Source organism: Comamonas composti DSM 21721, from assembly GCF_000429845.1.
GTDB lineage: Bacteria > Pseudomonadota > Gammaproteobacteria > Burkholderiales > Burkholderiaceae_C > Comamonas > Comamonas composti.
The window spans coordinates 19,180-46,170 of sequence record NZ_KE386971.1; the positions used below are offsets into that span (position 1 = coordinate 19,180).

The 26,991-nt window shown below is 61.1% G+C and carries 25 protein-coding genes; 13 read left to right on the plus strand and 12 right to left on the minus strand.

Annotation, left to right across the window (positions count from 1 at the left end):
• Window positions 1–62: 62 nt before the first annotated feature.
• The 5 genes from G486_RS23170 to G486_RS0117095 all read right to left on the minus strand — a co-directional run bounded on the left by G486_RS23170 (window position 63) and on the right by G486_RS0117095 (window position 5,985).
• Window positions 63–2,048, minus strand: coding sequence for a T6SS phospholipase effector Tle1-like catalytic domain-containing protein (locus G486_RS23170; RefSeq protein WP_084455390.1), 1,986 nt, complete (start codon window positions 2,046–2,048; stop codon window positions 63–65).
• A gap of 9 nt (window positions 2,049–2,057) precedes the next feature.
• Window positions 2,058–2,744: a DUF3304 domain-containing protein gene (locus G486_RS23760; RefSeq protein WP_156920081.1), complete on the minus strand. Its 687-nt coding sequence runs from the start codon at window positions 2,742–2,744 to the stop codon at window positions 2,058–2,060.
• A 48-nt stretch (window positions 2,745–2,792) separates the two neighbouring features.
• A complete protein-coding gene (locus tag G486_RS24830) occupies window positions 2,793–3,131 on the minus strand; it encodes a DUF3304 domain-containing protein (RefSeq protein ID WP_407059807.1) in 339 nt (112 codons plus the stop codon).
• On the minus strand, window positions 3,016–3,426 hold the full coding sequence (locus G486_RS24645) for a hypothetical protein (RefSeq protein WP_245587360.1): 411 nt from the start codon (window positions 3,424–3,426) through the stop codon (window positions 3,016–3,018). The genes G486_RS24830 and G486_RS24645 overlap by 116 nt, the downstream gene beginning before the upstream one ends.
• A gap of 1,311 nt (window positions 3,427–4,737) precedes the next feature.
• Complete coding sequence (locus G486_RS0117095; protein WP_342667345.1) at window positions 4,738–5,985, minus strand: YihY family inner membrane protein; 1,248 nt, start codon at window positions 5,983–5,985, stop codon at window positions 4,738–4,740.
• A gap of 140 nt (window positions 5,986–6,125) precedes the next feature.
• On the opposite strand from G486_RS0117095, the gene G486_RS0117100 reads away from it, so the two are divergent.
• Together G486_RS0117100 and G486_RS0117105 are read left to right on the plus strand one after the other, a co-directional pair.
• Complete coding sequence (locus G486_RS0117100; RefSeq protein WP_027016613.1) at window positions 6,126–6,524, plus strand: DUF2069 domain-containing protein; 399 nt, start codon at window positions 6,126–6,128, stop codon at window positions 6,522–6,524.
• Between the two features lie 35 nt (window positions 6,525–6,559).
• Window positions 6,560–7,993 (plus strand): FAD-binding oxidoreductase, encoded by a 1,434-nt coding sequence (locus G486_RS0117105; protein WP_027016614.1) that lies wholly within the window; start codon window positions 6,560–6,562, stop codon window positions 7,991–7,993.
• An 80-nt stretch (window positions 7,994–8,073) separates the two neighbouring features.
• Here G486_RS0117105 and G486_RS0117110 read toward each other — a convergent pair whose 3' ends face one another.
• Window positions 8,074–8,679 carry a hypothetical protein gene (locus tag G486_RS0117110; protein WP_051303647.1) on the minus strand — a complete coding sequence of 202 codons (606 nt, stop codon included), beginning with the start codon at window positions 8,677–8,679 and terminating at the stop codon, window positions 8,074–8,076.
• A gap of 172 nt (window positions 8,680–8,851) precedes the next feature.
• Between G486_RS0117110 and G486_RS0117115 the strand changes: the two genes are divergently transcribed.
• The 3 genes from G486_RS0117115 (at window position 8,852) to G486_RS0117125 (ending at window position 11,688) form a co-directional block, all read left to right on the plus strand.
• Entirely contained in the window at window positions 8,852–9,676 is an 825-nt protein-coding gene (locus G486_RS0117115; RefSeq protein ID WP_084455394.1) for a thymidylate synthase, read from the plus strand.
• A gap of 277 nt (window positions 9,677–9,953) precedes the next feature.
• Entirely contained in the window at window positions 9,954–10,472 is a 519-nt protein-coding gene (locus tag G486_RS0117120) for a dihydrofolate reductase (RefSeq protein WP_027016617.1), read from the plus strand.
• Window positions 10,473–10,608: 136 nt separating this feature from the next.
• Entirely contained in the window at window positions 10,609–11,688 is a 1,080-nt protein-coding gene (locus G486_RS0117125; protein ID WP_027016618.1) for a metallophosphoesterase, read from the plus strand.
• A gap of 8 nt (window positions 11,689–11,696) precedes the next feature.
• Here the strand turns inward: G486_RS0117125 and G486_RS23765 are convergent.
• The 6 genes from G486_RS23765 to G486_RS0117160 form a co-directional block, all read right to left on the minus strand.
• Window positions 11,697–12,501 (minus strand): IS5 family transposase gene (locus G486_RS23765; RefSeq protein ID WP_156920083.1). Its coding sequence is split into 2 segments (ribosomal slippage): window positions 11,697–12,225 and window positions 12,224–12,501, totalling 807 coding nucleotides; the frame shifts between segments, so codons are not numbered across the junction.
• A 118-nt stretch (window positions 12,502–12,619) separates the two neighbouring features.
• Window positions 12,620–15,211, minus strand: coding sequence for a bifunctional aconitate hydratase 2/2-methylisocitrate dehydratase (gene acnB, locus G486_RS0117140; protein WP_027016620.1), 2,592 nt, complete (start codon window positions 15,209–15,211; stop codon window positions 12,620–12,622).
• Window positions 15,212–15,258: 47 nt separating this feature from the next.
• Complete coding sequence (locus tag G486_RS0117145; RefSeq protein ID WP_027016621.1) at window positions 15,259–15,825, minus strand: hypothetical protein; 567 nt, start codon at window positions 15,823–15,825, stop codon at window positions 15,259–15,261.
• Between the two features lie 34 nt (window positions 15,826–15,859).
• Window positions 15,860–16,873, minus strand: coding sequence for an HpcH/HpaI aldolase/citrate lyase family protein (locus G486_RS0117150; protein ID WP_027016622.1), 1,014 nt, complete (start codon window positions 16,871–16,873; stop codon window positions 15,860–15,862).
• Between the two features lie 20 nt (window positions 16,874–16,893).
• A complete protein-coding gene (gene tam, locus G486_RS0117155) occupies window positions 16,894–17,694 on the minus strand; it encodes a trans-aconitate 2-methyltransferase (protein ID WP_027016623.1) in 801 nt (266 codons plus the stop codon).
• Between the two features lie 11 nt (window positions 17,695–17,705).
• Window positions 17,706–18,692, minus strand: a complete 987-nt coding sequence (locus tag G486_RS0117160) for a malate dehydrogenase (protein ID WP_027016624.1) — start codon at window positions 18,690–18,692, stop codon at window positions 17,706–17,708.
• 221 nt (window positions 18,693–18,913) lie between these two features.
• On the opposite strand from G486_RS0117160, the gene G486_RS0117165 reads away from it, so the two are divergent.
• The 8 genes from G486_RS0117165 to G486_RS0117200 all read left to right on the plus strand — a co-directional run bounded on the left by G486_RS0117165 (window position 18,914) and on the right by G486_RS0117200 (window position 26,983).
• A complete protein-coding gene (locus tag G486_RS0117165; protein WP_027016625.1) occupies window positions 18,914–19,690 on the plus strand; it encodes a GntR family transcriptional regulator in 777 nt (258 codons plus the stop codon).
• A 133-nt stretch (window positions 19,691–19,823) separates the two neighbouring features.
• Window positions 19,824–20,246: a succinate dehydrogenase, cytochrome b556 subunit gene (gene sdhC, locus G486_RS0117170; protein WP_027016626.1), complete on the plus strand. Its 423-nt coding sequence runs from the start codon at window positions 19,824–19,826 to the stop codon at window positions 20,244–20,246.
• A 30-nt stretch (window positions 20,247–20,276) separates the two neighbouring features.
• The gene (gene sdhD / locus G486_RS0117175; RefSeq protein WP_027016627.1) at window positions 20,277–20,642 is read left to right on the plus strand and encodes a succinate dehydrogenase, hydrophobic membrane anchor protein; all 366 of its coding nucleotides are present in this window, start codon (window positions 20,277–20,279) and stop codon (window positions 20,640–20,642) included.
• A gap of 33 nt (window positions 20,643–20,675) precedes the next feature.
• Entirely contained in the window at window positions 20,676–22,481 is a 1,806-nt protein-coding gene (gene sdhA / locus G486_RS0117180; protein ID WP_027016628.1) for a succinate dehydrogenase flavoprotein subunit, read from the plus strand.
• Between the two features lie 27 nt (window positions 22,482–22,508).
• The gene (locus tag G486_RS0117185) at window positions 22,509–23,213 is read left to right on the plus strand and encodes a succinate dehydrogenase iron-sulfur subunit (protein ID WP_027016629.1); all 705 of its coding nucleotides are present in this window, start codon (window positions 22,509–22,511) and stop codon (window positions 23,211–23,213) included.
• On the plus strand, window positions 23,213–23,512 hold the full coding sequence (locus tag G486_RS0117190) for a succinate dehydrogenase assembly factor 2 (RefSeq protein ID WP_027016630.1): 300 nt from the start codon (window positions 23,213–23,215) through the stop codon (window positions 23,510–23,512). The genes G486_RS0117185 and G486_RS0117190 overlap by 1 nt, the downstream gene beginning before the upstream one ends.
• 29 nt (window positions 23,513–23,541) lie before the next feature.
• Window positions 23,542–24,852, plus strand: coding sequence for a citrate synthase (locus tag G486_RS0117195; RefSeq protein WP_027016631.1), 1,311 nt, complete (start codon window positions 23,542–23,544; stop codon window positions 24,850–24,852).
• Between the two features lie 205 nt (window positions 24,853–25,057).
• Entirely contained in the window at window positions 25,058–26,983 is a 1,926-nt protein-coding gene (locus G486_RS0117200; protein ID WP_027016632.1) for a sigma-54-dependent Fis family transcriptional regulator, read from the plus strand.
• The last annotated feature ends 8 nt before the right edge of the window (window positions 26,984–26,991 follow it).

The following is a 26,991-nucleotide window of genomic DNA, read 5'->3' on the forward strand; positions in this document are numbered from 1 at the left end:
GCCGTCCTGAAAAAACACAAGCTCCCAGCAAAAACCATGAGGCTTGATTTATTTTCATCTCATTATTTACCGTCTATGGTGGGTTTTTCATGAAGCTTTTCATTGCTACCCGCATACAGCCCACGCCAGCGCACATAACGTTGCAGCTCGCCCGATGAATGAAGGGTGCTAGCCATCATAAAGTCTTTAAATTTCTCAATAAAACCAGCATAGGAATCGTGCACCCAGGAATCAAAAAACTCGGCCACTTTTTCGTCTACCCGGGTGGTTTTCATTTGGGCCAAAATTTGTTTGGCCATGGGATGAGCCCCCCGGTTCATTTCGTATGGATCAGAGCTTATGTGATCTGTTTGTGACAACCAGGAAATTTGGCTCGAAAAAATCTCCTCCCCTTTCAAGTAATAGCCCAGTCCATAGTCGGTGGACTTGTCTTTTTCTTCGACCTGCGCTTCTGCTACGTTCCGCAGCAATTGAGCCTTCTCTTGGCTTATTTTTTCTTTTTCTTCTTCCGGCTTGGCTGTTTCGACTAGCGCTTTATTTTCCTCAATTTTTGAAATTTTGCCCGATGACTCATTGGCCAACGCCTTGTTATATTGCACACTGCGCAGCTTTTCAAACTGATTCGCTTGGTTCACTGCATAGCGCCAAGCCAAATACTGCAAGCTGTGGAGCTTTAAAGCATTGCTGATATCCAGCAGGCTGTTGCTTCCCGCCTTTGCTTTGCTGCCTTGTGTCAGCATAAAATATTCTTCTACCGCAGCGCGGATCATGGGAAGCATGCTCACCCCAAATCTTTGAGGTATTTTTTGAGTTATCACCTCCTTTAATTCAAAGCTCAGCCAAGGTGAAGATGCATGGCCTTCACAGGATTTTTTTGCTGCAGCCAGCATTTGGTTGAGTGGCAAGTGTGAAAGCTTATAGCCATCGTCTCTGATGGGTGCCAAGGTAATGGCTGCATCTTTGGCAATTTTCTCTGGCTTGACTACCTTACCCTGTTCACCTGGAATATAGCCACCGCCTATATCACTGTGCGCTCCGGGGCAATATACCTCCTGGCAATTAGATGGCATGCTACCATTCACTGCCACGCTGTCCACAGAGAAATTTTCACGCAACTCATGCAAAGCAATAATATGATAGCAATTTTTTATTTGTACGGGAATACGCAAGTCCTCTATTTGGGCCCATTGATTATGACCATGGCTTTTAAAAATAACACTCTCCCCTACCGTGGCCACGGTGTCAAAAAGCCCTAGCATGCGCACATAAGCAGGCACACCAAACAAGGTGTCCCCCTCCATCATCAGCTGGTAAAGCCAGTTGACAAATACCCGGGCCTGCGTGGCCCCACGGCTAAATCCAAAAACATCCAGGTAAATCCCCACAATTTTGGGTTTGTTGGTTTTGAGTTGAATTTTCAAACCTCTGGCCATCTCGCCGAAAAATTTTTTACGCCCTGACAGGCCTATGCCATCCAGCCCAGAGGGCAGGCCCAGTTGTTCCAACAGCCGCATATCATCCGTCAAAGCTGCGTAGCCGGTGTCATAGCTGTTATTAAAAAAAGGCACTCGGGTATCTGAGCACAAAACATTCAAATGCGCTTTTTTAAATTTCTTTTCTTGAGCATTGATAAAAGCATGCACCGAGTTAAAAACTTGCAGCAAGCCGTACAAAATTCGAGTCTCCCCACCATTGCCAAAAGCACCTCCACCACGTTCGGCCCTGCGCTCTGGAATGGGTTTACCCTGGCTGCCTACTGCATCCGGCGTTCCAGGCTCAGCATCAAGCTCACTCAACGGTGTCCCCACACCAGAAACATAATAGCTATAACTCCCTTGTTCAGGGTCATCTTTATATGCCTGCCATAGCCTGACAATATTGGTATCCAAATCAGATTTAGCAAGGAGCTTGAGGTTCTCAGTTTTATTATTGTCAGTTCCATCAAAGAAAATTCCGATGTTTAACGTAACTTCGCATTCACTGGCCCGGGCGTTGGCCAAAGGTGCAGGGCATTTTGCTTGAATTTCAGCAGTAATGGCTTGACTCATAATAGCTCCTTATTGTACTTTGATGGCATGATTAGGGTCGGCTTGCACAGGCCTATCCACAATGGGCGCATAGTCAGGCGCAGGGCCTCTGGGGTATGCTGGCCCTTGGTATTTGGGTCCTGAAGGTCCTATATTACTCACCCATGCTTCTACTCGATCACCGGGTAAAAAATGCATATACATGGCCGAAGCATCGCCAGTTTCCACCGCAAAATTAACCGGTATCGTGGCCTTATGCTCGGTCTCTTTACAGCGGCTACTAGGGTCTACCGCCCTATCATTGATAAATTTGATATGAGAAACATCGCATGTTGTCCATTTCACATGAATCATAAAAGGAGCTGTTAGCTTGGAAGGATAAAGTGGCAACGCCACACAGCAGCTTTCGGCCCCGCCCCCTCCCCAACCGCTGACATTTCTAATAAATCGTCCATTAATATAATATTCCGGAATTCCAATCATTGAACCATAGTGCCCCACGGCTGCTACGGGAAGACCTGTCATTTTTATTTTAGACTCAACCGGGCTAGCACAACCGCTAGTGAGAGCAGCTAGTGCCAAGGAAAAGGCCAGAACAATCCACACCCCACATTTATTCCACGTTATCCCAAAACGGGAAGACTTCTGTGGCAATGGTGTCTTTACGTGCATATCGCTCTTTCTATTTAAAAGAAAATTTATGAGAAATTTACGCAAAATAGCATTTAAATTTCAGCAGTAATGGTTTGACTCATATTATTCTCCTTATGGTGCTGGCACAGCGCGGTTGGGGTTGGCTTGCGCAGGCCTATTCACAATAGGCGCATAGTCCGGGGCCGGACCTCTTGGGAATGCCGGCCCCGGATATTCGGTACTTGCTGGCCCGGGCCAGCTGACCCAGGCCTCCACCCGGTCACCGGGTAAAAAATGCAAATACATTGCCGAACTGTCCCCGGTCTCCACCGAAAAATTAACCGGTATCGTGGCTTCATGTTCTGTTTCTTTGCAGTGACTGCTTCGATCCACCACTAGTCCATTGACGAATTTTATATGCGAAATATCGCATGTCACCCATTTCACATGAATCATAAAAGGTGCCTTCAACTTGGAAGGGTATAAAGGTAAAGCCACACAGCAACTCCCCGCCCCCCCAACCATCAACATTCCCTATATAGCGGCCATTGACATAATAATCAGGAACCCCAATCATGCGTCCGTAATGGCCGACAGCACCAACACGCGACCCAGTCATTTTTATTTTAGGCTCAACCGGGCTAGCACAACCGCTAGTGAGAGCAGCTAGTACCAAAGAAAACGCCAAGGCAATCCATACTCCCCATTTTTTCCAGACTGTGTAAAAACAAAAATACTGCGCCGGTAATGATTTTTCCACGTACATATCACTCCTTCCATGCAAAAAAATTGATGAGAAATTTCCGCAAAATAGCATTTAAATTTCAGCAATAATTGCCTGGCTCATAGCCTCTCCTTAAGGCACTGGCACAGCGCGGTTTGGGTCGGCTTGCGCAGGCCTATCACAATCGGCGCATAGTCAGGCGCAGAGCCTCTGGGGTATGCAGGCCCTTGGTATTTGGGTCCTGACGATCCTATATTACTCACCCATGCTTCTACTCGATCACCGGGTAAAAAATGTAGATAAATAGCCGAAGCATCTCCGGTTTTCAGAGAAAAATCAACTGATATTTTTACCCTATGCTAGATTCTTTTGCATTGTTTGTCAGAATTTACCGCACGACCATTGACATATTTAACATTCTAAACATAAGACGCTACCCATTTCACATGAATCATAGAAAGGAAATTCAAACCAAAATGGTATAAAGGTAAATTATCGCCCCCCTCTTCAATCATAAAAAATTTCCGATGTACTGGCCTTTAGAATAATAACCTCAAGCCCCATCCATACGACCGCAATGTCCTACAACATCTACAGGCGCGTCTATCATTTTATTTTTAACTCGGGCTCGTAGATACTTCAGATAAAAATCCACATTCAGAAGAATAACCTCAGCCACCCATATCCAACATTGATTATCTTCCGGATAAAATCTAGTGAGACAATACTGGGAATATTGATTGATACACACCTGTCTTTCGACATTATTAGAATAAATTAACTTTATCCCTGTCAAATTATTTCACTGTCATATCGTGAAATCGGTTATTTCACCAACCCGGTCGAGATAGAAGGCGAGGCCGTACACAAGCAAGCATTTCACACCAGCCAAGTCCAGGGACCAAGGTGTACGCACTCTTCATTAGATAGAGACCAAGAAATCGTTAAGGCCCGTGTCGCGGCAACGATGCACAAGAGAGCCATCAGACAAGTCAGCACCTGATACTTTCACCGGCGATTCTCGGGTCATGAACGACTTGAGAGGGCGGTCTGAAACCTGAAGTGCAACACCCTTCAGAATTGAGGCTATTTTCATAACCAGAACATACGAATAACTCACCGAAACTGAGCGCCATGCAATAGCTCTGGGCCTGCAGCACAAGCAAAGCATCCGAGCCATCTATATCCAGGATCAGCTCGATGCGGCCGCAGACCAGCGCAATGGGCTAACCCAGGATGACACCGGGCTGGTGCAAGCCAATAGATGTTTACGCACAGCACCTGGCTCAGCTTGCTTTGCAGCCTGAATCCGTGCACTAATCTTTTGTTGCACTTGGGCTTGAATCCGCCTAGCTATGGCTTTTCAAGCAAGCTTGAAAGCTGCATGCGCTCGAAGCCTGCGTGCTGCCATAGCGTCTGCGTGGCCGGGGTTGCGCAGATCAGCAGATGCTGCAGCAGCGGAGCCAGGGGCGTGCGTGCGGGGTCGACCAGCAGCACATAGCGCGGCTCGCCTTCGGTCAGGGGCTGGGCCCCGGGTGCGGCGACAGCTCCCACCCAGTCGAGATCGGACAGGGCCTGGAGCACGGTGTCTATCTGCAGCCAGTCCACGCGCAGCCGCCTGGCCAGCTCGCTCGCATACAGGCCCTTGTCCTGAGACTCGCGCTCCGCATGGAGCAGCTGCAGTATCTCCACGGCCATCTCGAACTGCCAGCCGGTCTGCCCCGGCGTGCGCCGCACGCCGGCCAGCACGATGGGCAGATAGGCCGTGACCACGGCGCCGAAGAGCACGATGATCCAGGCCATGTAGATCCAGATCAGCAAGATGGGCACGGTCGCAAATGCGCCGTAGATCACCGAGTAGGTGGGCACCGAGCTCAGATACAGGCCCAGAGCCTTCTTGGCGATCTCCATGCAGCTCGCCACGAAGAAGCCGCCTATCCAGGCATGGCGCCAGTGCACCTGGGTATTGGGCACATAGTGGTAGAGCCCGGCCATGCCCGCCGCCAGCACCAGGAACTCGAGGGAGTCGAAGATGAAGCGCAGGCCTTCGGGCAGGGCATTGACCAGACCGCGCGAGGCCGACATCACATAGGACGACAGCACCAGGCTCAGGCCCAGCACCAGCGGCCCCAGCGTGATCGCGGCCCAGTAGATGAGCACGCGCTGGCCCAGCGGACGCAGCTGACGCACGCGCCAGATGTTGTTGAGCGTGCGGTCCATGGTGAGGATCAAGGCAACAGCCGTGACCAGCAGAAACGAAAAGCCGGCCATGCCCAGCTGGCTGGCCTTGGCCGCGAACTGGGTCAGATAGCCCTGGACCTGGCTGGCGATGGTCTGGGGGATGAGGCTGTCCATGAACCAGCCCTCAAGCACCCCCTGCACCCGGCCAAAGATGGGAAAGGCCGTGAACAGCGCCAGCGCCACCGTGAAGAAGGGAACCAGGGCCAGCACCGTGGTGAAGGTCAGGCTGCTGGCCGTCACGCCCAGCCGGTCCTCGCGCAGGCGCTCGCGCAGCGTGTAGAGCGTGTTGCGCCAGGGAAAGGTCTGCCAGTGCGTGCGCCAGTGGTCCGGCCCGCCATGGCGCCACAGTCTACGCCCCAGGCGCCGCCACAGGCTGGGGGCGGCATCGGCGACATCGGCTGCAGGGGCCAGGGCTTGTTCAAAATTCTGCTTCACGGATAGGCCTTTCTGCCAGCCCTGGATTCAAGGCTCTCAACCATGGCCGATATGATGCCACCCCGATGACCTCTACTATTTCTCACTCCAGCGCCGATGTGGCCGCCACACGCTGGCTGGCCGTGGCCAGCCTGCTGGGCCTGATGCTGCTGTGCCTGGCCTGGGAGCTGTGGCTGGCGCCGCTGCGCCCCGGCGGCTCCTGGCTGGTGCTCAAGGCCTTGCCGCTGGCCATCCCCCTGGCGGGTCTGCTCAAGCGCCGCATGTATACCTACCGCTGGGTCAGTCTGCTGGTCTGGCTTTACTTCACCGAAGGCGTGGTGCGCGCCTGGAGCGAGACCGGCCCCGGCCGCTGGCTGGCCCTGGCCGAGATCGCGCTGTGCCTGCTGCTGTTCACGGCCTGCGCCATGCATGTGCGCTGGCGCCAGCGCAATGCCCGGCGCGCCGCAGCAGCCTGCGCGGGCTGATACCAGTCAATGTCTTTTATGGAAAGAGCGAAAACATGAGCGCTTTATTAGAGCGCCTGCGTCACATCGTAGGCCCCCAACATGTACTGCACGAGGGCGACCTCATCGCCTATGAGCAGGACTGGCGCCGCCGTGCGCGCGGCAAGGCCCTGGCCGTGGTGCGCCCGGCAAACACCGAGGAAGTGGCCGCCGTGGTGCGCGAATGCGCGGCCGCCGGCACGAGCATCGTGCCCCAGGGCGGCAATACCGGCCTGTCCGTGGGCTCCACCCCGGATGCCAGCGGCACGCAGATCGTGCTCAGCCTCACGCGCATGAATGCCGTGCGCCAGATAGACCGCGACAACCTGAGCTTTACCGTGGAGGCCGGCTGCATTCTGCAGAACCTGCAGGAGCTGGCCGACAAGGAGGGCCTGCTGTTCCCGCTCTCGCTGGCGGCCGAAGGCAGCTGCACCATCGGCGGCAACCTGGGCACGAATGCCGGCGGCACCCAGGTCGTGCGCTACGGCAATACGCGCGAGCTGTGCCTGGGCCTGGAAGTGGTCACCGCCCAGGGCGAGATCTGGCACGGGCTCAAGGGTCTGCGCAAGGACAACACCGGCTATGACCTGCGCAACCTCATGATTGGCAGCGAGGGCACGCTGGGCATCATCACGGCCGCGACCATGAAGCTGTTTCCCAAGCCTGCGGCCCAGCTCACGGCCTTTGCAGCCCTGCCCGACATGGCCTCGGCCGTACGCCTGCTGGGTCTGGCCCACGAGTTCCTGGGCGCCGGCCTCACTGGCTTCGAGGTCATGGGCCGCTTTGCGCTGTCCCTGGTCATCAAGCACATGCCCCAGTTGCGCGTGCCGTTCGCAGGCGAGGCCGAGGCCCCACCCTATTACGTGCTGCTGGAGAACTCGGACAGCGAATCCGAAGAGCATGCGCGCCAGCGCTTCGAGGCCCTGCTGGAGCGCGCCTTCGGGGACGGCTGCGTGCTCGACGCCGTGGTCGCCGAAAGCCTGAGCCAGGCCCATGACCTGTGGCATATCCGCGAGAGCATTCCGCTGGCCCAGGCCGAGGAAGGGCTGAACATCAAGCACGACATCTCGATCGCGGCCTCGCGCATACCGGCCTTCGTGGAGCATGCGGATGCGCTGCTCGCACGCGAGATCCCGGGCGTGCGTCTGGTCAACTTCGGCCACCTGGGCGACGGCAACCTGCACTACAACGTGCAGGCGCCCGAGCAGGGCGACCCCAAGGTGTTTCTGCGCGAGCAGGAGGACCTGGTCAACCACCTGGTCTACGAGGCCGTGGCCGCGTTCGGCGGCTCCTTCTCGGCCGAGCACGGCGTGGGTGCGCTCAAGGTGGACAAGCTGCAGAAATACCAGTCGCCCGTGGCGCTTTCCATGATGCACGCCATCAAGCAGGCGCTGGACCCGCAGGGAATCCTCAACCCCGGCTGCATCTTGGCAAGCACCCCCTCGGCCTGAAAACGTGCTCGCGCACTCCCTGGCGCGGCGCCGGGGAGTGCCGGAACACGCGCTCCGAGCGCTCCGAGCGGTTTGCGAGCTCAGGGCTCTACATTCGAGATGCCGGCCTGCACATCCTGGGGCCACGCAATGTCGGGTGCCTGCACATCGCTGTAGTCGGTCTGCGTGCCGGCCGTGAGCAGCCATACGCGCAAGCCGTTGCGCTCGGGATCGATGACCACGGCCGCAGCCTCGCTGCCGCCGTCATGGGGGCGCAGGCCGACCAGGCTCCAGACCTTGCCGTCCTGGGTCAGCGGGCCCACCGTGCCCATGTTGCGCACCAGCGTTTCATAGTCGGCGCCCATCAAGGCCTTGAGCCTGTCGGCGAGCACGCCTTCCTCCAGGAAATTGACGCCCATGTTCGGGTACTTGCCCAGATACTGCTCCAGGCTGGCCAGCTGCGCACTGCCGCCCTTGGCCTCGTAGGGCACGCGCTTTTGCACCATGGCGGGAGTGCCTTCGGCCGCCGGCTGCGCCTGGGGCTCGGATACGGGCTCGGACAGCGGCGCGGCCGGCTCTGCCGGCACGACCTGGGCCGGCTCGGCCGCAACCGGTGTCGGCGGGGTCTTCGAATCGCAGGCGCCAAGAACCAGTGCGGCCGAGGCCAGCACCATGGCCAACGGGCTGCGCGAGGATTGGAAAAGCATGCAGATAGCTCCTTGAATAGGCAAACACAAGGCCGGCGCCGAGGCCTGCGCCGGCCGGACAGCTGCCCATTCTCACCCCAAGCCGCGCCCGCTCTTGCCAGCCAAGGCCGACATTCGCGCGCGATCACCATGCGACGGCCCGGACAACACGGCTCGGGGATAATCGCCCCCCATGAACACCTCCGCCCTGCCCCGTCCCGCCCGCGCCCAATACGAAGATCTGATGCGCCATGTCTACACCCATGGCGCGGTCAAGGGCGACCGCACGGGCACGGGCACGCTGAGCGTGTTCGGCCATCAGATGCGCTTCGATCTGTCCGAAGGCTTTCCGCTGGTGACCACCAAGAAGGTGCACCTGAAATCCATCATTCTCGAACTGCTGTGGTTTCTGCGCGGCGACAGCAATGTGCGCTGGCTGCAGGAGCGCGGCTGCAGCATCTGGGACGAATGGGCGCGCGAGGATGGCGACCTGGGCCCGGTCTATGGCGTGCAATGGCGCAGTTGGCCCACGCCGGACGGCGGCCATATCGACCAGATCGCCGAAGTGGTGCAGCAGCTCAAGAGCAACCCCGACAGCCGGCGCATCATCGTCAGCGCCTGGAATGTGGCCGAGCTCTCGCAAATGGCGCTCATGCCCTGCCACGCCTTTTTTCAGTTCTATGTGGCCGACGGCAAGCTCTCCTGCCAGCTCTACCAGCGCAGTGCCGACATCTTCCTGGGCGTGCCCTTCAACATCGCCAGCTACGCGCTGCTCACCCACATGCTGGCCCAGCAATGCGATCTGGAGGTCGGCGACTTCATCTGGACCGGCGGCGACTGCCACATCTACAGCAACCATTACCAGCAGGTGGAGACCCAGCTCGCGCGCCAGCCCTTTGCCTATCCCACACTGCACATCAAGCGCCGGCCGGCCTCCATCTTCGACTACGAGTACGAGGACTTCGAGGTACTGGGCTATGAACACCACCCGGCCATCAAGGCGCCGGTGGCAGTGTAAATTGCGCCCCCTGAGGCGCTGTCTCCGAGCTAGACCACGCCGGGCTTGGCTCCATGGTTTCGGCCTGAAGACTGCTCCTGATATAGAAGCTGCTAGCGCAATCCATTCATTGGATTCAGTATAAAAACATCTTGAAATTCAATACTGTCAAGCGCTAACAGCTCATTTTTTGATGGCAGCAACTGCGGGTGCGGACGACGCACAATACCTTTGCCCGCTGCAGTGAGCATGCAGCATCACCGTTGCACCCCAGAATGTTCCGATCATTTTTCCCACCATGGCCATTCACCTGATTTACGCACGCGCCGCGAATGGCGTCATCGGCAAGAACAACACCATGCCCTGGCATCTGCCCGAGGACCTGGCCCATTTCAAGCAGCTCACGCAGGGCTGCGCCGTGGTCATGGGCCGCAAGACCTGGGACTCGCTGCCCGAGCGCTTTCGCCCCCTGCCCGGGCGCACCAATATCGTGGTCACGCGCCAGGCCGACTGGCAGCCCGATCCCCGGCCCGACAACGGCGGGGCCACGCGTGTGCTCGTGGCCTCCGGCCTGGAGCAGGCCTTCGCGCTCGGCCGGCAGGCCAGCGAAACCGTCTGGGTCATGGGCGGGGCGCAAATCTATGCCCAGGCCCTGCCCCTGGCTACGCGCATCGAGCTCACCGAGATCGAGCGTGACTACGAGGGTGATGCCTTCGCACCCCAGCCCGGCCCCGAGTGGCAGGAGACCGCGCGCAGCCGCCATGTCTCCGGCAACGGGCTGGGCTTCAGCTTCGTGCGGCTGGAGCGCAGCGCCTGAGCCTGCCTCTGCCCCCTGCTTGTCGCCCAAGGGCTGGCACCGGTTTCTCCAGTCTGCGGATAATGCACGTTTACCCCGCCCCACGCGGCCTGCCATCCAACAGCCCCAGCGGCCTTGCGTTTCCCGGTCCTTCTCCATGAGCCTTGTTCAGCCCCTGCCCCCCGGCCCTCTCGACATCGTCGGCGACATCCATGGCGAAAGTCAGGCCCTGGAGCAGTTGCTGGCCCACCTCGGCTATGACGAAAACGGCCACCACCCCGAAGGCCGGCATCTGGTCTTCGTCGGCGACTTCTGCGATCGTGGCCCGGACAGCCCTGCGGTGCTCGCACGCGTGCTGCCCATGCTGGCCTCGGGTCAGGCCTGGGCCGTGCTCGGCAACCACGAGATCAATCTGCTGCGCGAGGATGCCAAGGACGGATCGGGCTGGTTCTTCGACAGCCGCGTCCAGCCCGATACGCCCAAGTACGCGCCATTTGCGCGCATGTCCCTGGCCCGCATCCCGGGCACGCTGGCCCGGCTCGCCCGGCTGCCGCTGGCGCTGGAGCGCGAGGACTTGCGCATCGTCCACGCGGCCTGGTGCGCGCCCCAGATTGCGACCGCGCGCAATCTGCCGCTGGGCAGCACGCGCAGCGCCTACGACCATTACGAATCCGTGGCCGCCCAGCAGGCCCAGGCCAACCGTGTGACCGAACGCATGCAGGCCGAATCCCGGCAATGGCCGCACAGCCTCGAAGACCGGCAGCAAAAGCCGCCGTTCCTGCCCGCGCACAGCGAGCGTGAGCTCTCCAAGGCCATGGTCAACCCGCTCAAGGTGCTGACCACGGGCGTGGAGCGCGAATGCCGCAACCCGTTCTATGCCGGCGGCAAATGGCGCTTTGTGGAGCGCGTGGCCTGGTGGAACGATTACGAGGACGCGCCCGCCGTCATCGTGGGTCATTACTGGCGCCGCCTCATGCACGGCGATGCAGCCCTGCACGGCGCCCAGGCCGAGAGCCTGTTCGGCCAGACCGGCCCTCTGGCCTGGCACGGACAGCGCGGCAATGTGTTTTGCGTGGACTATTCGGTGGGCGGCCGCTGGACCGCGCGCCTGTCGGGCGAGGATCCCAACCGCCGCTTCAAGCTGGCCGCCATGCGCTGGCCCGAGCGCAGCCTGGTCTTCGATGACGGCACGCAGATGGACAGCCAGGGCTTTGGCGAGCCCCGCGACCCCGCCTGAGAACGTGTTTACGATCTTCTGAGCAATAGAACCAAGAATGCCAGGTGGATGAACTGCAAACTGGTATTGAGCCACCTCTCGCAGTTCTTCCACAGCCGCCTGCACTTGTCCAGCCAGGCAAAGCTGCGCTCCACCACCCAGCGCTTGGGCATAACCTTGAAGGTGTGCAGCTCGCTCCTCTTGGCGATCTGCACCGTGACGTGCGCGCCCAGAATCCCTTGTACGCCCTGCGCAAAGGGCTGCCCCACGTAGCCGTTATCGCACAGCACGCTTTGCACGCGTCCCAAGGAATTCTTGCAGCGCTCGAGTGCCTGCAGTGCCCCTTTGCGATCCGTTACCTCGGCCGTCGTCACTGCCACCGCGTGCGGCAAGCCTTGGGTGTCCACCGCTATATGGCGCTTGATGCCCGAGACCTTCTTGCCCGCGTCATAGCCCTTGCACCCCGCTGTGTCCGCATTCTTCACGCTCTGTGCATCGATGATCAAGAACGCGCTGCATGCGTTACGCCCCAGCCTCTGTCGGGCCGCGCCCACCTGATTTTTTTAATGCCCGCTCCAGCAGGCTGATGCCCTTGTCATCAGGCTGGCTCCAGATGGTCCAGTATGAGTGCACTGTTCGCCATTTGGGAAAGTTGCTGGGTAGTGCCCGCCACTGGCAGCCCGTGCACAGCAGGTACAGCACTGCGCACCACACTTCGTACAGATCAACGGTGCGCGGCTTGGTCTTCTTGCGTGCGCCCTCCAGCAAGGGCTTGATGATCTTGAACTGTTTGCGACTTGTGTCGCTGGGTATTTCGTTCTTCTCACGGCCCAATTCTCAGGCAACGGGAAAAGATCGTGCACACGCTCTCAGAGCGTGTTCACGTAAAAAAACCCCGCCGGATCCTCTCCGGCGGGGTTTTCAGGCAGAGCCAGCTGCAGCGATCAGGCCATCAGGCGCTCACGCCCTTGGCCACTTCTGCATATTCCTCGATCTGGTCGAAGTTCATGTAGCGGTAGACGGATGCCTTGTCGGCATCGATCACGCCCATTTCCTTCAGATACTCTTCCTTCGTAGGCAGCTTGCCGATGCGCGAGGCAATGGCGGCCAGCTCGGCCGAGCCCAGGAACACATTCGTGTTCTTGCCCAGGCGGTTGGGGAAGTTGCGGGTGGAGGTGGAGATCACGGTCGCGCCTTCGCGCACCTGGGCCTGGTTGCCCATGCACAGCGAGCAGCCCGGCATTTCGGTGCGCGCACCGGCCGTGCCGAAGGCTGCGTAATGGCCTTCCTTGATCAGCTCGCTCTCGTCCATCTTGGTGGGAGGTGCCACCCACAGCTTGACGGGAATGTCGCGCTGGCCGCCCAGCAGCTTGGCTGCGGCGCGGAAGTGACCGATATTGGTCATGCACGAGCCGATGAAGGCTTCATCGATCTGGGTGCCGGCCACTTCGGACAGGAATTTGGCGTCGTCCGGGTCATTGGGGCAGCAGACGATGGGCTCCTTGATGTCGGCCAGATCGATCTCGATCACGGCAGCGTACTCGGCGTCCTTGTCGGCTTCCATCAGGTCGGGCTTGGCCAGCCAGGCTTCGACCTTCTCGATACGGCGCTGCAGCGTCTTGGCGTCGGCATAACCGTCAGCGATCATGTTCTTCATCAGAACGATGTTCGAGGTCAGGTATTCCTTGATCGGCTCGGGATTGAGCTTGATGGTGCAGCCCGCAGCCGAGCGCTCGGCCGAGGCGTCGGACAGCTCGAAGGCCTGCTCCACCTTCAGATCCGGCAGACCTTCGATTTCCAGGATCTTGCCCGAGAAAACGTTGATCTTGCCGGCCTTGGCCACGGTCAGCAGACCGGCCTTGATCGCATACAGCGGAATCGCATGCACCAGGTCGCGCAGGGTCACGCCGGGTTGCATTTCGCCCTTGAAGCGCACCAAGACCGACTCGGGCATGTCCAGCGGCATCACGCCGGTGGCAGCGCCGAAGGCCACCAGGCCGGAGCCTGCGGGGAAGGAGATGCCGATGGGGAAGCGCGTGTGCGAGTCACCACCGGTGCCCACGGTGTCGGGCAGCAGCAGGCGGTTCAGCCAGCTGTGGATCACGCCATCGCCGGGACGCAGGGCCACGCCGCCGCGGTTGCTGATAAAGGCCGGCAGCTCGCGGTGGGTCTTGACGTCCACCGTCTTGGGGTAGGCAGCCGTGTGGCAGAAGCTCTGCATCACCATGTCGGCCGAGAAGCCCAGGCAGGCCAGGTCCTTCAGCTCGTCACGCGTCATGGGGCCGGTGGTGTCTTGCGAACCCACGGTGGTCATGCGCGGCTCGCAGTAGGTACCGGGGCGAATGCCCTGGCCTTCGGGCAGACCGCAGGCACGGCCGACCATCTTCTGCGCCAGGGTGAAGCCGGCGTTGGACTCGGCAGGTGCCTGGGGCAGGCGGAAGGTGGTGGAAGCAGGCAGGCCCAGGGTCTCACGCGCCTTGGCGGTCAGCGAACGGCCGATGATCAGGTTGATACGGCCACCAGCCTGGACTTCGTCCAGCAGCACATCGCTCTTCAGAGCGAAGTCCGCGATCTTGGCGCCGTTCTTTTCGATCTTGCCCTCGTAGGGGAAGATATCCAGCACGTCGCCCATCTCCATCTTGGAGACGTCGACTTCGATGGGCAGCGAGCCCGAGTCTTCCTGGGTATTGAAGAAGATGGGGGCGATCTTGCCGCCCAGGGTCACGCCGCCAAAGCGCTTGTTGGGCACAAAGGGAATGTCCGCACCCGTAGCCCAGATCACGCTGTTGGTGGCCGACTTGCGGCTGGAGCCCGTGCCCACCACGTCGCCCACATAGGCCACCAGATGGCCCTTTTTCTTCAGGTCTTCGATGAACTGGATGGGGCCGCGCTTGCCGTCCTCCTCGGGCTTGAAGGCCGCGTCGGGACGCGTGTTCTTCAGCATGGCCAGGTAGTGCAGCGGAATGTCGGGACGGCTCCAGGCATCGGGCGCGGGCGACAGATCGTCGGTGTTGGTTTCACCAGGCACCTTGAAGACGGTGACGGTGATCTTCTTCTCGACGGCGGGACGCGTGGTGAACCACTCGGCATCGGCCCAGCTTTGCAGCACTTCCTTGGCCTTGGCATTGCCGGCCTTGGCCTTGGTGGCCACGTCGTTGAAGAAGTCGAACATCAGCAATGTCTTCTTCAGCGCTTCGCCAGCCACGGTCGCAACTTCGGCATCGTCCAGCAGCTCGATCAGGGGGTGCACGTTGTAGCCGCCCACCATGGTGCCCAGCAGCTCGGTGGCCTTGGCCTTGGAGATCAGCGCGACCTTGATGTCGCCATGGGCCACGGCGGCCAGGAAGGAGGCCTTGACCTTGGCCGCATCGTCCACGCCCGGCGGCACGCGGTGGGTCAACAGGTCCAGCAGGAAGGCATCCTCGCCTGCGGGAGGATTCTTGATGAGCTCGATGAGCTCGGCGGTTTGCTTGGCATCCAGGGCCAGCGGGGGAATGCCCAGTGCAGCGCGCTCCGCCACATGGTCACGATAGGCTTTCAACATGGGATGTATCTCCATTGGTTTTTTCAAAACGGGTCAGCCGCCGTGCATCACTTGCTGCCAGCGGGCGCGTCGAGCAGGCTTGGCGGAGGTGCCTTCTTGATGGCCTCGGCCACCTGGAGCTGCTCGGGGCTCATGCATTCGTCGGCCAGGCGCTGGCCGGCCTTCTGATTCATGAGCATGGACTTGTTGGCGATCTGGATCCAGACCGCGCCGGCCATCTTGTCTTCGAGGCGGACGGCACCCGTGGAGGTAGGCACCGGAGCCATGTGGTATTTGAAGCCGCGTCCGTCCAGCAGGAAATAGCCGGCGTTCTTGGGATCGGCCACGACGTTGACGAAAGCGCCTAGCTCGCAGCCTATGCGGCCGGTGTGCACGCGCTCGGCAATCGCCAGTTCATCCGGCCCCAGCTCCTGGGGCTTGGCGCTGACCGCAGCAGCAGCGGCTGCGGCTCCAGCGGCTGCCGCACCTTTTTTCGCAGCGCTCTTTTTCACTGGCTTGGCTGCCTGCTTCTTGGCCGTGGCAGCCGGCTTGGAGCCAGAGGCTTGCGCCAGGGCCTGGTTGCCCATGAACAAGGCAGGGGCGGCGATCAGCAAGGTGGCTATGAGAGTTTTCATGGAAGCTGGTTCCTGCAAATTTCCACGTGGAAAGTTAAGCGAGTGGTTGGGTTTCAAACCAGGGCTGCACCGCTTCGGGCAAGACCTGGCCTGTCTGATGGGCACGCGTGAGCAATTGCCAGAAGTAGCGGTAGCTGGCCCGGTCATGCAATACGGAGTCGACGCTCACAGGCGCCCAATCTACCGCAACGGCACTGGCGAGGATATGCGCAGCCTGCGCGATCTCCTCGGCCGCAGGCGCAAAAGCCGCCAGAATCGGTCGGATCTGGTCCGGGTGAATGCTCCACATGCGCGTATAGCCGAGCTCGCGCGAGGCCTTGCCTGCAGCAGCCTGCAGGGCCTGCGGGTTCTTGAACTCCGTGACCACGCAGTGCGACGGCACCTTGCCATGGGCATGGCAGGCAGCCGCAATCTCCAGCTTGGCACGCACCACCAACGGGTGCGCGAACTGGCCGGCCACGCTCATGGCCGAAGCCGGTATCGCACCGCCATGGGCCGAGACGAAATCCATGAGCCCAAAAGAGATGCTTTGCACGCGCGGATGGGCGGCGATCTCGAAGGCGCGCTGTACCGCAGCCGGCGACTCTATCAAAACATGTAGCGGCAAGCGCTTGTTGGACAAGCGTTCCAGGGCCTTTTCAGCAATAAGCACATCGTCCACGCTCTCCACCTTGGGCAGCATGATGTGGCTGAGGCTGTCGCCCGCCTGTCCCGCGATGATGTCCATGTCCTGGGCAAAAGCAGGGTGGTCCACGGCGTGCACACGGGCCGCCACGCGCGCACCGGGTGTGGCCTTGACCGCATCGCAGGCCAGGCCTGCGACCAGTTGCGCATGCGCGGCTTCCTGGCCCACGGGCGCGCCGTCTTCACAGTCGAGGGTGACATCGAAGACGCAGGTGCCGAACTCGGCCTGCATCTGGGCCTGCAGTTGCAGGCTCTTGCGCATGCGCACCTCCACGCCGCTGTAGTGGTCGCACACGGGCAGGCGCTGGCCCATGCCTTGCGCATCCAGCAGCACGCTGGCGGGGTGTACGGATTGCTGATTCATCACTGGCTCACACGGCTTGCTCATGCTTTTCGCTGGGCAACGATAAACAGCCGTGGAAAAGCCAGCAGGCGCCGGCCGTCGGCGCGCTGCTCGTAGGCCTGCTCCACACGGCTCAGGTATTGGTTCAGGAACTCCTGCTGCAGCGACTCGGGCAGAGCCTCCACAAAGGGCTTGAGCCCCGTGCCCCGCACCCACTGCACGATGGCTTCAGCAGATTCCATGGGATGCTGGTAGACGGTGTGCCAGACATCGATGCTCTGGGCACAGGCGTCGGGCGCGGCCAGCAGGTCGTAATAGGCACGGATGGGCAAGATGCCGGTGCGCACCGAGGCGGCATCGCCGATATGGGCTGCGAACTGCGGCAGCGCGGCGACTTCGCGCATCAGGGCGTGCGTGGGCTCCTGCCGGTTGTCGGGCATTTGAATCGCCAGCACGCCGCCCGCAGCCAGACGCGCGAACAGACGGGGAATCAATGCCTCATGGCCGCCCACCCACTGAAGAGAGGCATTGGCGTAGATCAGATCGGGCGCCGGGCCTGCGGTCTGCAGGTCGCTCGCCCAGGAAACAATATCGGCCAGCGCAAAGCTGGCCGTTGGCAATTGCTGGCGCGCCTGCTCCAGCATGGACGGGGAATTGTCCAGGCCGGTGACGCGGGCTGCAGCAAAGCGCTGGACCAGCAGCTCGGTGGAGTTGCCCGGGCCGCAGCCCAGGTCCACCACATGGCGAGCCTCAAGCTGCGGCACGCGTGCCAGCAGCTCGGCTGCGGGGCGCGTGCGCTCATTCGCGTAATGCAGATAAAGCGCGGGGTTCCAGTCGAGCATGCAGTCCCTGATTACAGCAGGTGCTTGACGCCGTCTTGCTCGCCCTGCAGCTCGGCCAGGGTCTTGTCGATGCACTCTTGCGAGAAGGCGTCGATTTCCAGGCCCTCGACGATCTTGTACTCGCCGTTTTCTGTGGTCACGGGGAAGCCGAAGACGATGCCGGCAGGAATGCCGTACTCGCCATTGGAAGGCACGCCCATGGTGACCCATTCGCCGTTGGAGCCCAGGGCCCAGTCACGCATGTGGTCGATGGCAGCGTTGGCAGCCGAAGCAGCCGACGAAGAGCCGCGCGCTGCAATGATGGCGGCGCCGCGCTTGCCTACGGTGGGCAGGAACACGTCCTTGTTCCAGACCTGGTCGTTGATCATGTCCTTGACCGACTTGCCGTCCACGGAGGCAAAGCGGTAGTCGGCGTACATGGTGGGCGAGTGGTTGCCCCAGACGGTCAGCTTCTTGATGTCTCCCACCTTGAAACCGGCCTTGGCAGCCAGTTGCGATGCAGCGCGGTTGTGGTCCAGGCGCAGCATGGCGGTGAAGTTCTTGGCCGGCAGATCGGGGGCCGACTTCATGGCGATGTAGGCATTGGTGTTGGCGGGGTTGCCCACGACCAGCACCTTGACATTGCGCGAAGCCACGGCGTTCAGGGCCTTGCCCTGGGCAGTGAAGATCTGGGCGTTGGCGGCCAGCAGGTCGGCACGCTCCATGCCGGGGCCGCGAGGACGGGCACCGACCAACAGGGCGTAATCGGTGTCCTTGAAGGCTTGCAGGGGGTCGGAGTGGGCTTCGATGCCGGCCAGCAGCGGGAAGGCGCAGTCTTCAAGCTCCATGATCACGCCCTTGAGCGCATTCTGAGCTTTTTCGTCGGGAATCTCGAGCAATTGCAGGATGACAGGCTGGTCCTTGCCCAGCATTTCGCCCGAGGCGATGCGGAACAGCAGTGCGTAACCAATTTGACCAGCGGCGCCGGTGACGGCAACGCGAACGGGCTTCTTGCTCATGAGTGAAACTCCAGAAATGGGGGAAAGTCAGGTGTTATTGGCGCCAGGTGCACCAGCCTGAGAAACCAGCAGCCCGTGCTCCGCAAACAACGCGGCAGTTTACTCCCGATTTTGAAACCCGGTCAATTTGTCTTATGTCTTATATAAGATATGATCTCAGTCCTCAGTTTTCACGACCTTGACCGTCTTGCAGGCAGGCTTTCACCCTCCTGCCCACCGCCATGTCCACCCCTTCAACCTCTGCCTCAGACCCTGCTGGCGCAAGCACGCCCACACCGGCATTCAGTCCGCTGTATCAGCAGATCAAGGGACTGATATTGCAAGGGCTGGAGGCTGGTGAATGGCGTCCCGGCGAACTCATCCCCAGCGAAATGGAGTTGGCTGCACGTTTCAAGGTCAGCCAGGGCACGGTGCGCAAGGCCATAGACGAGCTGGCCTCCGAGAACCTGGTCATGCGTCGTCAGGGCAAGGGCACCTTCGTGGCCACCCATGCAGCCCAGCACGTACAGTACCGCTTTCTCAAGCTGCACCCCGATGCAGGCAACCAGCAGGGCGAAGGCCGGGCCGAGCGCCATATACTCGAGTGCAGACGTTTGCGCGCCCCTGCCGATATAGCCAGGGCTCTTGCGCTGCGCAGCGGCGACACCGTGGTTCACGTGCGCCGCGTGCTGCTGTTTGCGGGCACGCCCACGATTCTTGAAGACATCTGGCTGCCCGGCCATGCCTTCAAAGGGCTGACGGCCGAGCAGATGTCGTCTTATCAAGGCCCCACCTATGCCATGTTCGAGCTTGACTATGGCGTGCGCATGGTGCGGGCCGATGAGAAAATCCGAGCCGTACTCGCCCAGGCCGAGCAGGCCGAGGTGCTGCGCGTCAGCCAGACCATGCCCTTGCTCAGCGTGGAGCGCACGGCCTTTACCTACAACGATGTTCCCATGGAGTTACGCCGGGGCTTGTACCGTACAGACACCCACCACTACCGCAATGCGCTGAGCTGATTCGCAGCCTCACAGAGAAACGCAGCAAGAATACGCAGTTTCCGGCAAGCCACATTTATTGCATTGCAATAGAATTTTGGGTTGCCATCCACTCGCGATTACAAAGCAGTTACATCCACGAAAGTACCCTGCCATGACAGAGCAAGCCAAAAAGCGGCCAGAGTTCCGCAACATCAACCTATTCACGGACGTTCGCACCTACCGGCTGCCGCCAGCCGGCTTTGTCTCCATCCTGCACCGCATCAGCGGCCTGCTGATGTTCCTGTTGCTGCCATTCATCCTGTGGATGCTGGACGCCTCGCTGACCTCCGAGATCTCGTATGACGGCTTCACCAGCGTCTTTGCCGGCCCCCTGGGCTGGCTGGTCAAGCTGGTGAGCCTGGGCCTGATCTGGGCCTATCTGCACCACTTCTGCGCCGGCGTGCGCCATTTGTTCATGGACGTGAACCACAGCGCCGTGAACAAGGAGTTCGGCAAGAGCTCGGCCATCGCCGTGCTGGTTCTGAGCATTGCTCTGACGGCCATTCTGGGCGCCAAGCTGTTTGGTCTGTACTGACGTCTCCCCCTCACGATAAGGAAAACAAACATGTCCGTGAATTACGGCTCCAAGCGCACCGTGGTCGGTGCGCACTACGGCATCCGCGACTGGCTGGTGCAACGCGCCACGGCCGTGCTGATGGCCTTGTTCACCATCGTGCTGCTGGCCCAGATCCTGCTGAGCAGCGGCCCCATGGGCTATGACCTGTGGGCCGGCATCTTTGCCCCCCAGTGGATGAAGTTCCTGACCTTCGGCGTCATCGTGGCCCTGATCTGGCACGTCTGGGTCGGCGTGCGCGACATCTGGATGGACTATGTGAAGTTCGCGGGCCTGCGCCTGGTGCTGCAGATTTTCACCATCTTCTGGCTCGTAGGCTGTGCCGCCTGGGGCTTCCAGATCCTGTGGCGTCTCTGAGCGAGATACGGTCTCCACGATTGAAGGTTAAGAATGAGCTACACCAAAGCAAACATCACCAAGCGCAAGTTTGACGTCGTCATCGTCGGTGCCGGCGGCTCCGGCCTGCGCGCCGCGCTGGAACTGTCGCGTGCCGGCCTGTCGGTCGCCTCGCTGACCAAGGTCTTCCCCACCCGTTCGCACACCGTTGCCGCACAAGGCGGCGTGTCGGCTTCGCTGGGCAATATGTCCGAGGACAACTGGCACTACCACTTCTACGACACCATCAAGGGCGGCGACTGGCTGTCCGACCAGGATGCCGTGGAATTCATGTGCCGCGAAGCACCCAAGGTAGTGGTCGAGCTCGAGCACTTCGGCATGCCGTTCGACCGCAATGCCGATGGCACCATCTACCAGCGCCCCTTCGGCGGCCACACGGCCAACTACGGTGAAAAGCCCGTGCAGCGCGCCTGCGCCGCAGCCGACCGTACCGGTCACGCCATGCTGCACACGCTGTACCAGCAGAACGTCAAGTCCAAGACCAACTTCTTTGTGGAGTGGATGGCGCTGGACCTGATCCGCAATCCCCAGGGCGATGTGGTCGGCGTCACGGCCATCGAGCTGGAAACCGGCGACCTGTACGAGCTGCACGCCAAGGCCGTGCTGCTGGCCACGGGCGGCGCAGGTCGCATCTTTGCGGCATCGACGAATGCCTTCATCAACACCGGCGACGGCCTGGGCATGGCGGCGCGCGCCGGCATCCCGCTGCAGGACCTGGAGTTCTGGCAGTTCCACCCCACGGGCGTGGCCGGTGCAGGCGTGCTGCTGACCGAAGGCTGCCGTGGCGAAGGCGCCATCTTGCTCAACAGCGAAGGCGAGCGCTTCATGGAGCGCTATGCGCCCACACTGAAGGACCTGGCTCCGCGCGACTTCGTGTCGCGCTGCATGGACCAGGAGATCAAGGAAGGTCGCGGCTGCGGTCCCAACAAGGACTACATCCTCATGAAGCTCGACCACCTGGGTGCCGAGACCATTCGCAAGCGCCTGCCTTCGGTGGAAGAAATCGGCCACAACTTCGCCAACGTGGACATCACCAAGGAGCCGATTCCCGTGGTGCCCACCATCCACTACCAGATGGGCGGCATCCCTACCAACATCCACGGCCAGGTCGTGACCTGGGACGGCGAGAGCAACAACGTGGTCAACGGCCTCTATGCCGTGGGCGAATGCGCGGCCGTGTCGGTACACGGCGCCAACCGCCTGGGCACGAACTCGCTGCTGGACCTGCTGGTGTTCGGCAAGTCGGCCGGCAAGCACATCGTGCAGTTCGTGGGTGCCTACGGCGAATTCAAGGACATGCCCAGCGACGGCAGCGACCGCACCCTGGAGCGCCTCAACCAGCTGGACAACTCCAAGGACGGTATCTACGCCCAAGACCTGGCCAACGATATCCGCGCCAGCATGCAGCAGCACGCCGGTGTGTTCCGTACCCAGAAGGGCATGGACGAAGGCGTGGTCAAGATCAATGCGCTGCGCGAGAAGGTGGCCTCGGTCACGCTCAAGGACAAGTCCAAGGTCTGGAACACGGCCCGCATGGAAGCGCTGGAAGTCGACAACCTGATCGAGGTCGCCCAGGCCACCATGACCTCGGCCGCTGCCCGCCAGGAATGCCGTGGTGCACACACCGTGTACGACTACGAGCACCCTGCCGACCACGCCGAGTTCCCGCTGGGCCGCAACGACAAGGAATGGCTCAAGCACACCCTGTGGCACAGCGCCACCAACAGCTTGACCTACAAGCCTGTGAACATGAAGCCGCTGACGGTGGACAGCATTCCCCCCAAGGTTCGCACGTTCTAATCCAGCCGCCCACGAGAGAAGATCACTATGAAGCGCACTTTCAAAATCTATCGCTACGATCCGGACAAGGACGCCAAGCCCTACATGCAGACCGTGCAGGTGGAGCTCGACGGCCATGAGCGCATGCTGCTGGATGCCCTGGTCAAGCTCAAGGCCCAGGACCCCACTATCTCCTTCCGCCGCTCCTGCCGCGAAGGCGTGTGCGGCTCGGACGCGATGAACATCAACGGCAAGAACGGCCTGGCCTGCCTGACGAACATGAACACCCTCCAGGGCGACATCGTTCTCAAGCCCCTGCCCGGCCTGCCCGTGATCCGCGACCTGATCGTGGACATGACGCAGTTCTTCAAGCAGTACCACTCGATCAAGCCCTACCTGCAAAGCGACATCTACGCCTCGCCCAGCAAGGAGCGCCTGCAGTCGCCCGAAGAGCGCGAAGAGCTCAACGGCCTGTACGAGTGCATTCTGTGCGCCAGCTGCTCCACCAGCTGCCCCAGCTTCTGGTGGAACCCCGACAAGTTCGTGGGCCCGGCAGGTCTCTTGCAGGCCTACCGCTTCATCGCGGACAGCCGCGACACCTCCACCGGTGATCGCCTGGACAACCTCGAAGATCCCTACCGCCTGTTCCGTTGCCACAGCATCATGAACTGCGTGGACGTGTGCCCCAAGCACCTGAACCCCACCAAGGCGATTGGCAAGATCAAGGAACTCATGGTCCGTCGGGCCGTTTGATGCATATGACCGATACCCTGCTCGACGAACGCGAACGTGATCTGCTGCGCTGGCGCTGCCGACGCGGTCTGGTGGAGAACGACATGTTCATCGAGCAGTTTTTCGCCAGCTATGGAGACAGGCTGACGAGTGGCCAAGCGGGCGCCCTCTACGCTTTGATGGACCTGGCGGACAACGACCTGCTGGATCTGTTTCTGCGCAGACAGGAACCGCAGGGCGCACTCGACACTCAAGAAATCAGGGAAGTGCTGGATTTGCTGCGCAAGCGCAAACCCGGTGCCGGCCCCCACCAAGGCTAAGCAAATCTAGTAGAGAAGGAAGTTTGGATATGAAACTCGCAGACAACAAGGCCACGCTGTCGTTCAGCAATGGCGCCCCCAGTGTTGACCTCCCCGTCTATCACGGCAATGTCGGCCCCGATGTGGTCGACATCCGCAAGCTGTACGCACAGACCGGCATGTTCACCTACGATCCGGGCTTCCTCTCGACTGCTGCCTGCCAATCCGCGATCACCTACATCGACGGCGACAAGGGCGAGCTGCTGTACCGCGGCTACCCCATCGAACAACTGGCCAAGAACTGCAACTTCCTGGAAACCTGCTACCTGCTGCTGTACGGCGAGCTGCCCAACGAGACCCAGAAGGCCGACTTCGAGAACCGTGTGACCCAGCACACCATGGTCAACGAGCAGATGCAGTTCTTCCTGCGCGGCTTCCGCCGCGATGCCCACCCCATGGCCGTTCTGACGGGTCTGGTGGGCGGCATGTCGGCCTTCTATCACGACAGCACCGACATCACCAACCCCGAGCACCGCAACATCGCCGCGATCCGCCTGATCGCCAAGATGCCCACCCTGGTTGCCATGGCCTACAAGTACGGCGTCGGTGCGCCCTACATGTACCCCAAGAACGACCTGAGCTACGCCGGCAACTTCATGCGCATGATGTTCGGCAACCCCTGCGAAGAGTACAAGGTGAACCCCGTGGTCGAGCGCGCGCTGGACCGCATCTTCATCCTGCACGCAGACCACGAGCAAAATGCCTCCACCTCCACCGTGCGCCTGTGCGGCTCCTCGGGTACCAACCCGTTTGCCGCCATCTCCGCCGGCGTGGCCTGCCTGTGGGGCCCTGCCCACGGCGGCGCCAACGAAGCCTGCCTGAACATGCTGGAAGACATCCAGGCCAACGGCGGCATCGCCAAGGTCGGCGAGTTCATGGAGCAGGTCAAGGACAAGAGCAGCGGCGTGAAGCTGATGGGCTTTGGTCACCGCGTCTACAAGAACTACGACCCCCGCGCCAAGCTGATGCAGGAAACCTGCAACGAGATCCTGGCCGAGCTGGGCCTGGAAAAGGATCCGCTGTTCGCCCTGGCCAAGCAGCTGGAGAAGATCGCTCTGGAAGACGACTACTTCGTGCAGCGCAAGCTCTACCCGAACGTGGACTTCTACTCCGGCATCGTGCAGCGCGCCATCGGCATTCCCGTCAAGCTGTTCACGGGCATCTTCGCCCTGGCCCGCACCGTGGGCTGGATTGCCCAGCTCAACGAGCAAATGGCTGACCCCGAGTACAAGATCGGCCGTCCACGCCAACTGTTCACGGGCTCGGTCGCCCGCGACGTCAAGCCCATCGCCCAGCGCTAAGTGCTGCGCCGGCAGCCCCAGAGGCTGCCGACTGCAAGGCCTTTGCCATCAGCCCATGTGCCCGAGGCCATGGGCTTTTTTCATGTTCACCTGGAGGCAGGCAGCCGAAGCCCTGGGGAAAATCCTGTTGCCAGTCTCAGGCCCCACAGATGCAATCGTGCGGATCGAAGAGTCTGCCGCCGCCAGGCAATGCATCACGATTGCCATGACCCAAGCCCCTGCCCCTCGCCCCTGGAACAACGAAGAAGAGCGCCTGCGCGTGCTGCAAAGAATGCGCAGCCAGCTCAAGGGCGATGGCGTGCTGGCACAGGGCATTCTCTCGCCCACCATCGAAGCCTCCTGGAGGCGCAGCCTGTCCTACGGGTTGGAGCCCGACGAAGTGCTGCAGACCGACTGCAAGCCCGCAGCCGACCGGAATGCCGAGCTCTTGCGCCAGTGCGCCGAGCCCGAGCTGGAATTTCTCGCACGCCAGTATGCAGAGCACGGAGCCCTGGTGCTGGCCGACGCCCATGCCCAGGTGCTGCGCACCTGCGGCTCGCTGGGCTGCGGCGATCAGGCCTGTATCGAACAGGTGCGCGAAGGCTTTATCTGGAGCGAATCCCTGCGCGGCACGAATGCGCTTGGCACCTCTCTGGTGCACCAGCAGCCGATATGGATTAACAGCGGCGAGCATTTTCTCGACGGGCTCGCCCATTTGTCCTGCGCTGCCGTCCCCATTCGCGATGCCAGGGGCCGGCTCGCAGGGATTCTGGATCTGACCCGCGAAGGCCCTTTGCGCAACCCGCGCGACAGCATCAACATGCTCATGCTCTCGGCCAGCCAGATCGAAGGCCGGCTGCTGTGCGCCACGCACGGCGAACACCTGGTTCTGGCCGTCCACAGCCGGCGCCCGTATCTGGAGTCCGCCTGGCGCGGTCTGCTGGCCGTGGACGGCCAGGGGCGCATACAGGCCGCGAATGAACAGGCCTGCAGCCTGCTTGGCCGCACGCAGCAGCAGCTCAGCAAGCTCGAATGCGAAGCCCTGCTGGACCTGCCGTTCGAGACCCTGCTCAGCCGCCTGGGCCAGGCCGACGTGCTCGAACAGGCGCATGGCCACACCCAGCTCTACCTGCGCTGCGTTCAATGGCCTCTGGCCCTGCGCCCGCACCAGGGGCCCGGGGCGCGGAGCCGGTCGCGCCCCTCCGCAGCCCGTGCCCCTGCGGGCCGGCCCTCGCCCGCCGCCGAGCTCGAACCCCGGCTGCAGACCGCAGTCAAGGCCTTGAACGCAGGCGTGCCCATCTTGCTGCAGGGAGAGACCGGCTGCGGCAAGGAAGTCGCCGCACGGGCCCTGCATGCGCGCTGCCTGCGTGCGCGCATGCCCTTTGTGGCGATCAACTGCGCGGCCATTCCCGAAGGCCTCATGGAAGCCGAGCTTTTCGGTTACCGCGAAGGCGCATTCACCGGAGCCCGGCGCGGCGGCGCCCCCGGCCGCCTGCTTCAGGCCCAGGGCGGCGTGCTGTTTCTCGACGAGATAGGCGACATGCCACAGGCGCTGCAGGCCAGGCTGCTGCGCGTGCTGCAGGAAAGAAAAATCATGCCCCTGGGATCGACCATGGAAGTCGATCTCGATGTGCTGCTGATCTGCGCAAGCCACCGCAACCTGCAGGAGCTCACGGCCCTGCAGCAATTCCGCCAGGACCTGTTCTACCGCATCAACGGCCTGAGCCTCAGGCTGCCCGCCTTGCGCGAGCGCACCGACTTTGTCGCGCTCGCCCACGCACTGGCCCAGCGCATTGCAGGCTGCCCGGTGCCCATCAGCGAGGCGCTGTTGCGGCTTTTGCAGTCCCACGACTGGCCGGGCAATATCCGCGAGCTGGAGATGGTGCTGCGCACCGCCCTCGCGCTGCGCGAGCAGGCAGACGACACGCTGGGCCCCGAGCATCTGAGCGAAGGCTTCATGGCCCAGCTCGGCAGCACAGGATCAGCCGCAGAGGCCGGGCCCGCTCCTGCAGCGAACCGGCTGCAGGCCCTGCAGGCCCAGGCCCTGACCCAGGCCTTGAAGGAGCACAACGGCAATGCCACGGCCGCCGCGCGCTCCCTGGGCATGAGCCGGGCCACCCTCTATCGCAAGCTGCGCCAGTACGGCTGTTAGAACGTGTT

Excerpts from the sequence above, each read along its gene's own strand:
- G486_RS0117200 (WP_027016632.1), top strand. The coding sequence starts at position 25,058 with ATGACCCAAGCCCCTGCCCCTCGCCCCTGGAACAACGAAGAAGAGCGC.
- G486_RS0117160 (WP_027016624.1), bottom strand. The coding sequence starts at position 18,692 with ATGAGCAAGAAGCCCGTTCGCGTTGCCGTCACCGGCGCCGCTGGTCAA.
- G486_RS0117125 (WP_027016618.1), top strand. The coding sequence starts at position 10,609 with ATGAGCCTTGTTCAGCCCCTGCCCCCCGGCCCTCTCGACATCGTCGGC.
- G486_RS0117100 (WP_027016613.1), top strand. The coding sequence starts at position 6,126 with ATGACCTCTACTATTTCTCACTCCAGCGCCGATGTGGCCGCCACACGC.
- G486_RS0117190 (WP_027016630.1), top strand. The coding sequence starts at position 23,213 with ATGCATATGACCGATACCCTGCTCGACGAACGCGAACGTGATCTGCTG.
- G486_RS23170 (WP_084455390.1), bottom strand. The coding sequence starts at position 2,048 with ATGAGTCAAGCCATTACTGCTGAAATTCAAGCAAAATGCCCTGCACCT.
- G486_RS0117150 (WP_027016622.1), bottom strand. The coding sequence starts at position 16,873 with ATGAATCAGCAATCCGTACACCCCGCCAGCGTGCTGCTGGATGCGCAA.
- G486_RS24645 (WP_245587360.1), bottom strand. The coding sequence starts at position 3,426 with ATGTACGTGGAAAAATCATTACCGGCGCAGTATTTTTGTTTTTACACA.
- G486_RS0117105 (WP_027016614.1), top strand. The coding sequence starts at position 6,560 with ATGAGCGCTTTATTAGAGCGCCTGCGTCACATCGTAGGCCCCCAACAT.
- G486_RS0117145 (WP_027016621.1), bottom strand. The coding sequence starts at position 15,825 with ATGAAAACTCTCATAGCCACCTTGCTGATCGCCGCCCCTGCCTTGTTC.
- G486_RS0117115 (WP_084455394.1), top strand. The coding sequence starts at position 8,852 with ATGAACACCTCCGCCCTGCCCCGTCCCGCCCGCGCCCAATACGAAGAT.
- sdhA (WP_027016628.1), top strand. The coding sequence starts at position 20,676 with ATGAGCTACACCAAAGCAAACATCACCAAGCGCAAGTTTGACGTCGTC.
- G486_RS0117185 (WP_027016629.1), top strand. The coding sequence starts at position 22,509 with ATGAAGCGCACTTTCAAAATCTATCGCTACGATCCGGACAAGGACGCC.
- tam (WP_027016623.1), bottom strand. The coding sequence starts at position 17,694 with ATGCTCGACTGGAACCCCGCGCTTTATCTGCATTACGCGAATGAGCGC.
- sdhC (WP_027016626.1), top strand. The coding sequence starts at position 19,824 with ATGACAGAGCAAGCCAAAAAGCGGCCAGAGTTCCGCAACATCAACCTA.
- G486_RS0117120 (WP_027016617.1), top strand. The coding sequence starts at position 9,954 with ATGGCCATTCACCTGATTTACGCACGCGCCGCGAATGGCGTCATCGGC.
- G486_RS0117165 (WP_027016625.1), top strand. The coding sequence starts at position 18,914 with ATGTCCACCCCTTCAACCTCTGCCTCAGACCCTGCTGGCGCAAGCACG.
- acnB (WP_027016620.1), bottom strand. The coding sequence starts at position 15,211 with ATGTTGAAAGCCTATCGTGACCATGTGGCGGAGCGCGCTGCACTGGGC.
- sdhD (WP_027016627.1), top strand. The coding sequence starts at position 20,277 with ATGTCCGTGAATTACGGCTCCAAGCGCACCGTGGTCGGTGCGCACTAC.
- G486_RS0117110 (WP_051303647.1), bottom strand. The coding sequence starts at position 8,679 with ATGCTTTTCCAATCCTCGCGCAGCCCGTTGGCCATGGTGCTGGCCTCG.
- G486_RS0117195 (WP_027016631.1), top strand. The coding sequence starts at position 23,542 with ATGAAACTCGCAGACAACAAGGCCACGCTGTCGTTCAGCAATGGCGCC.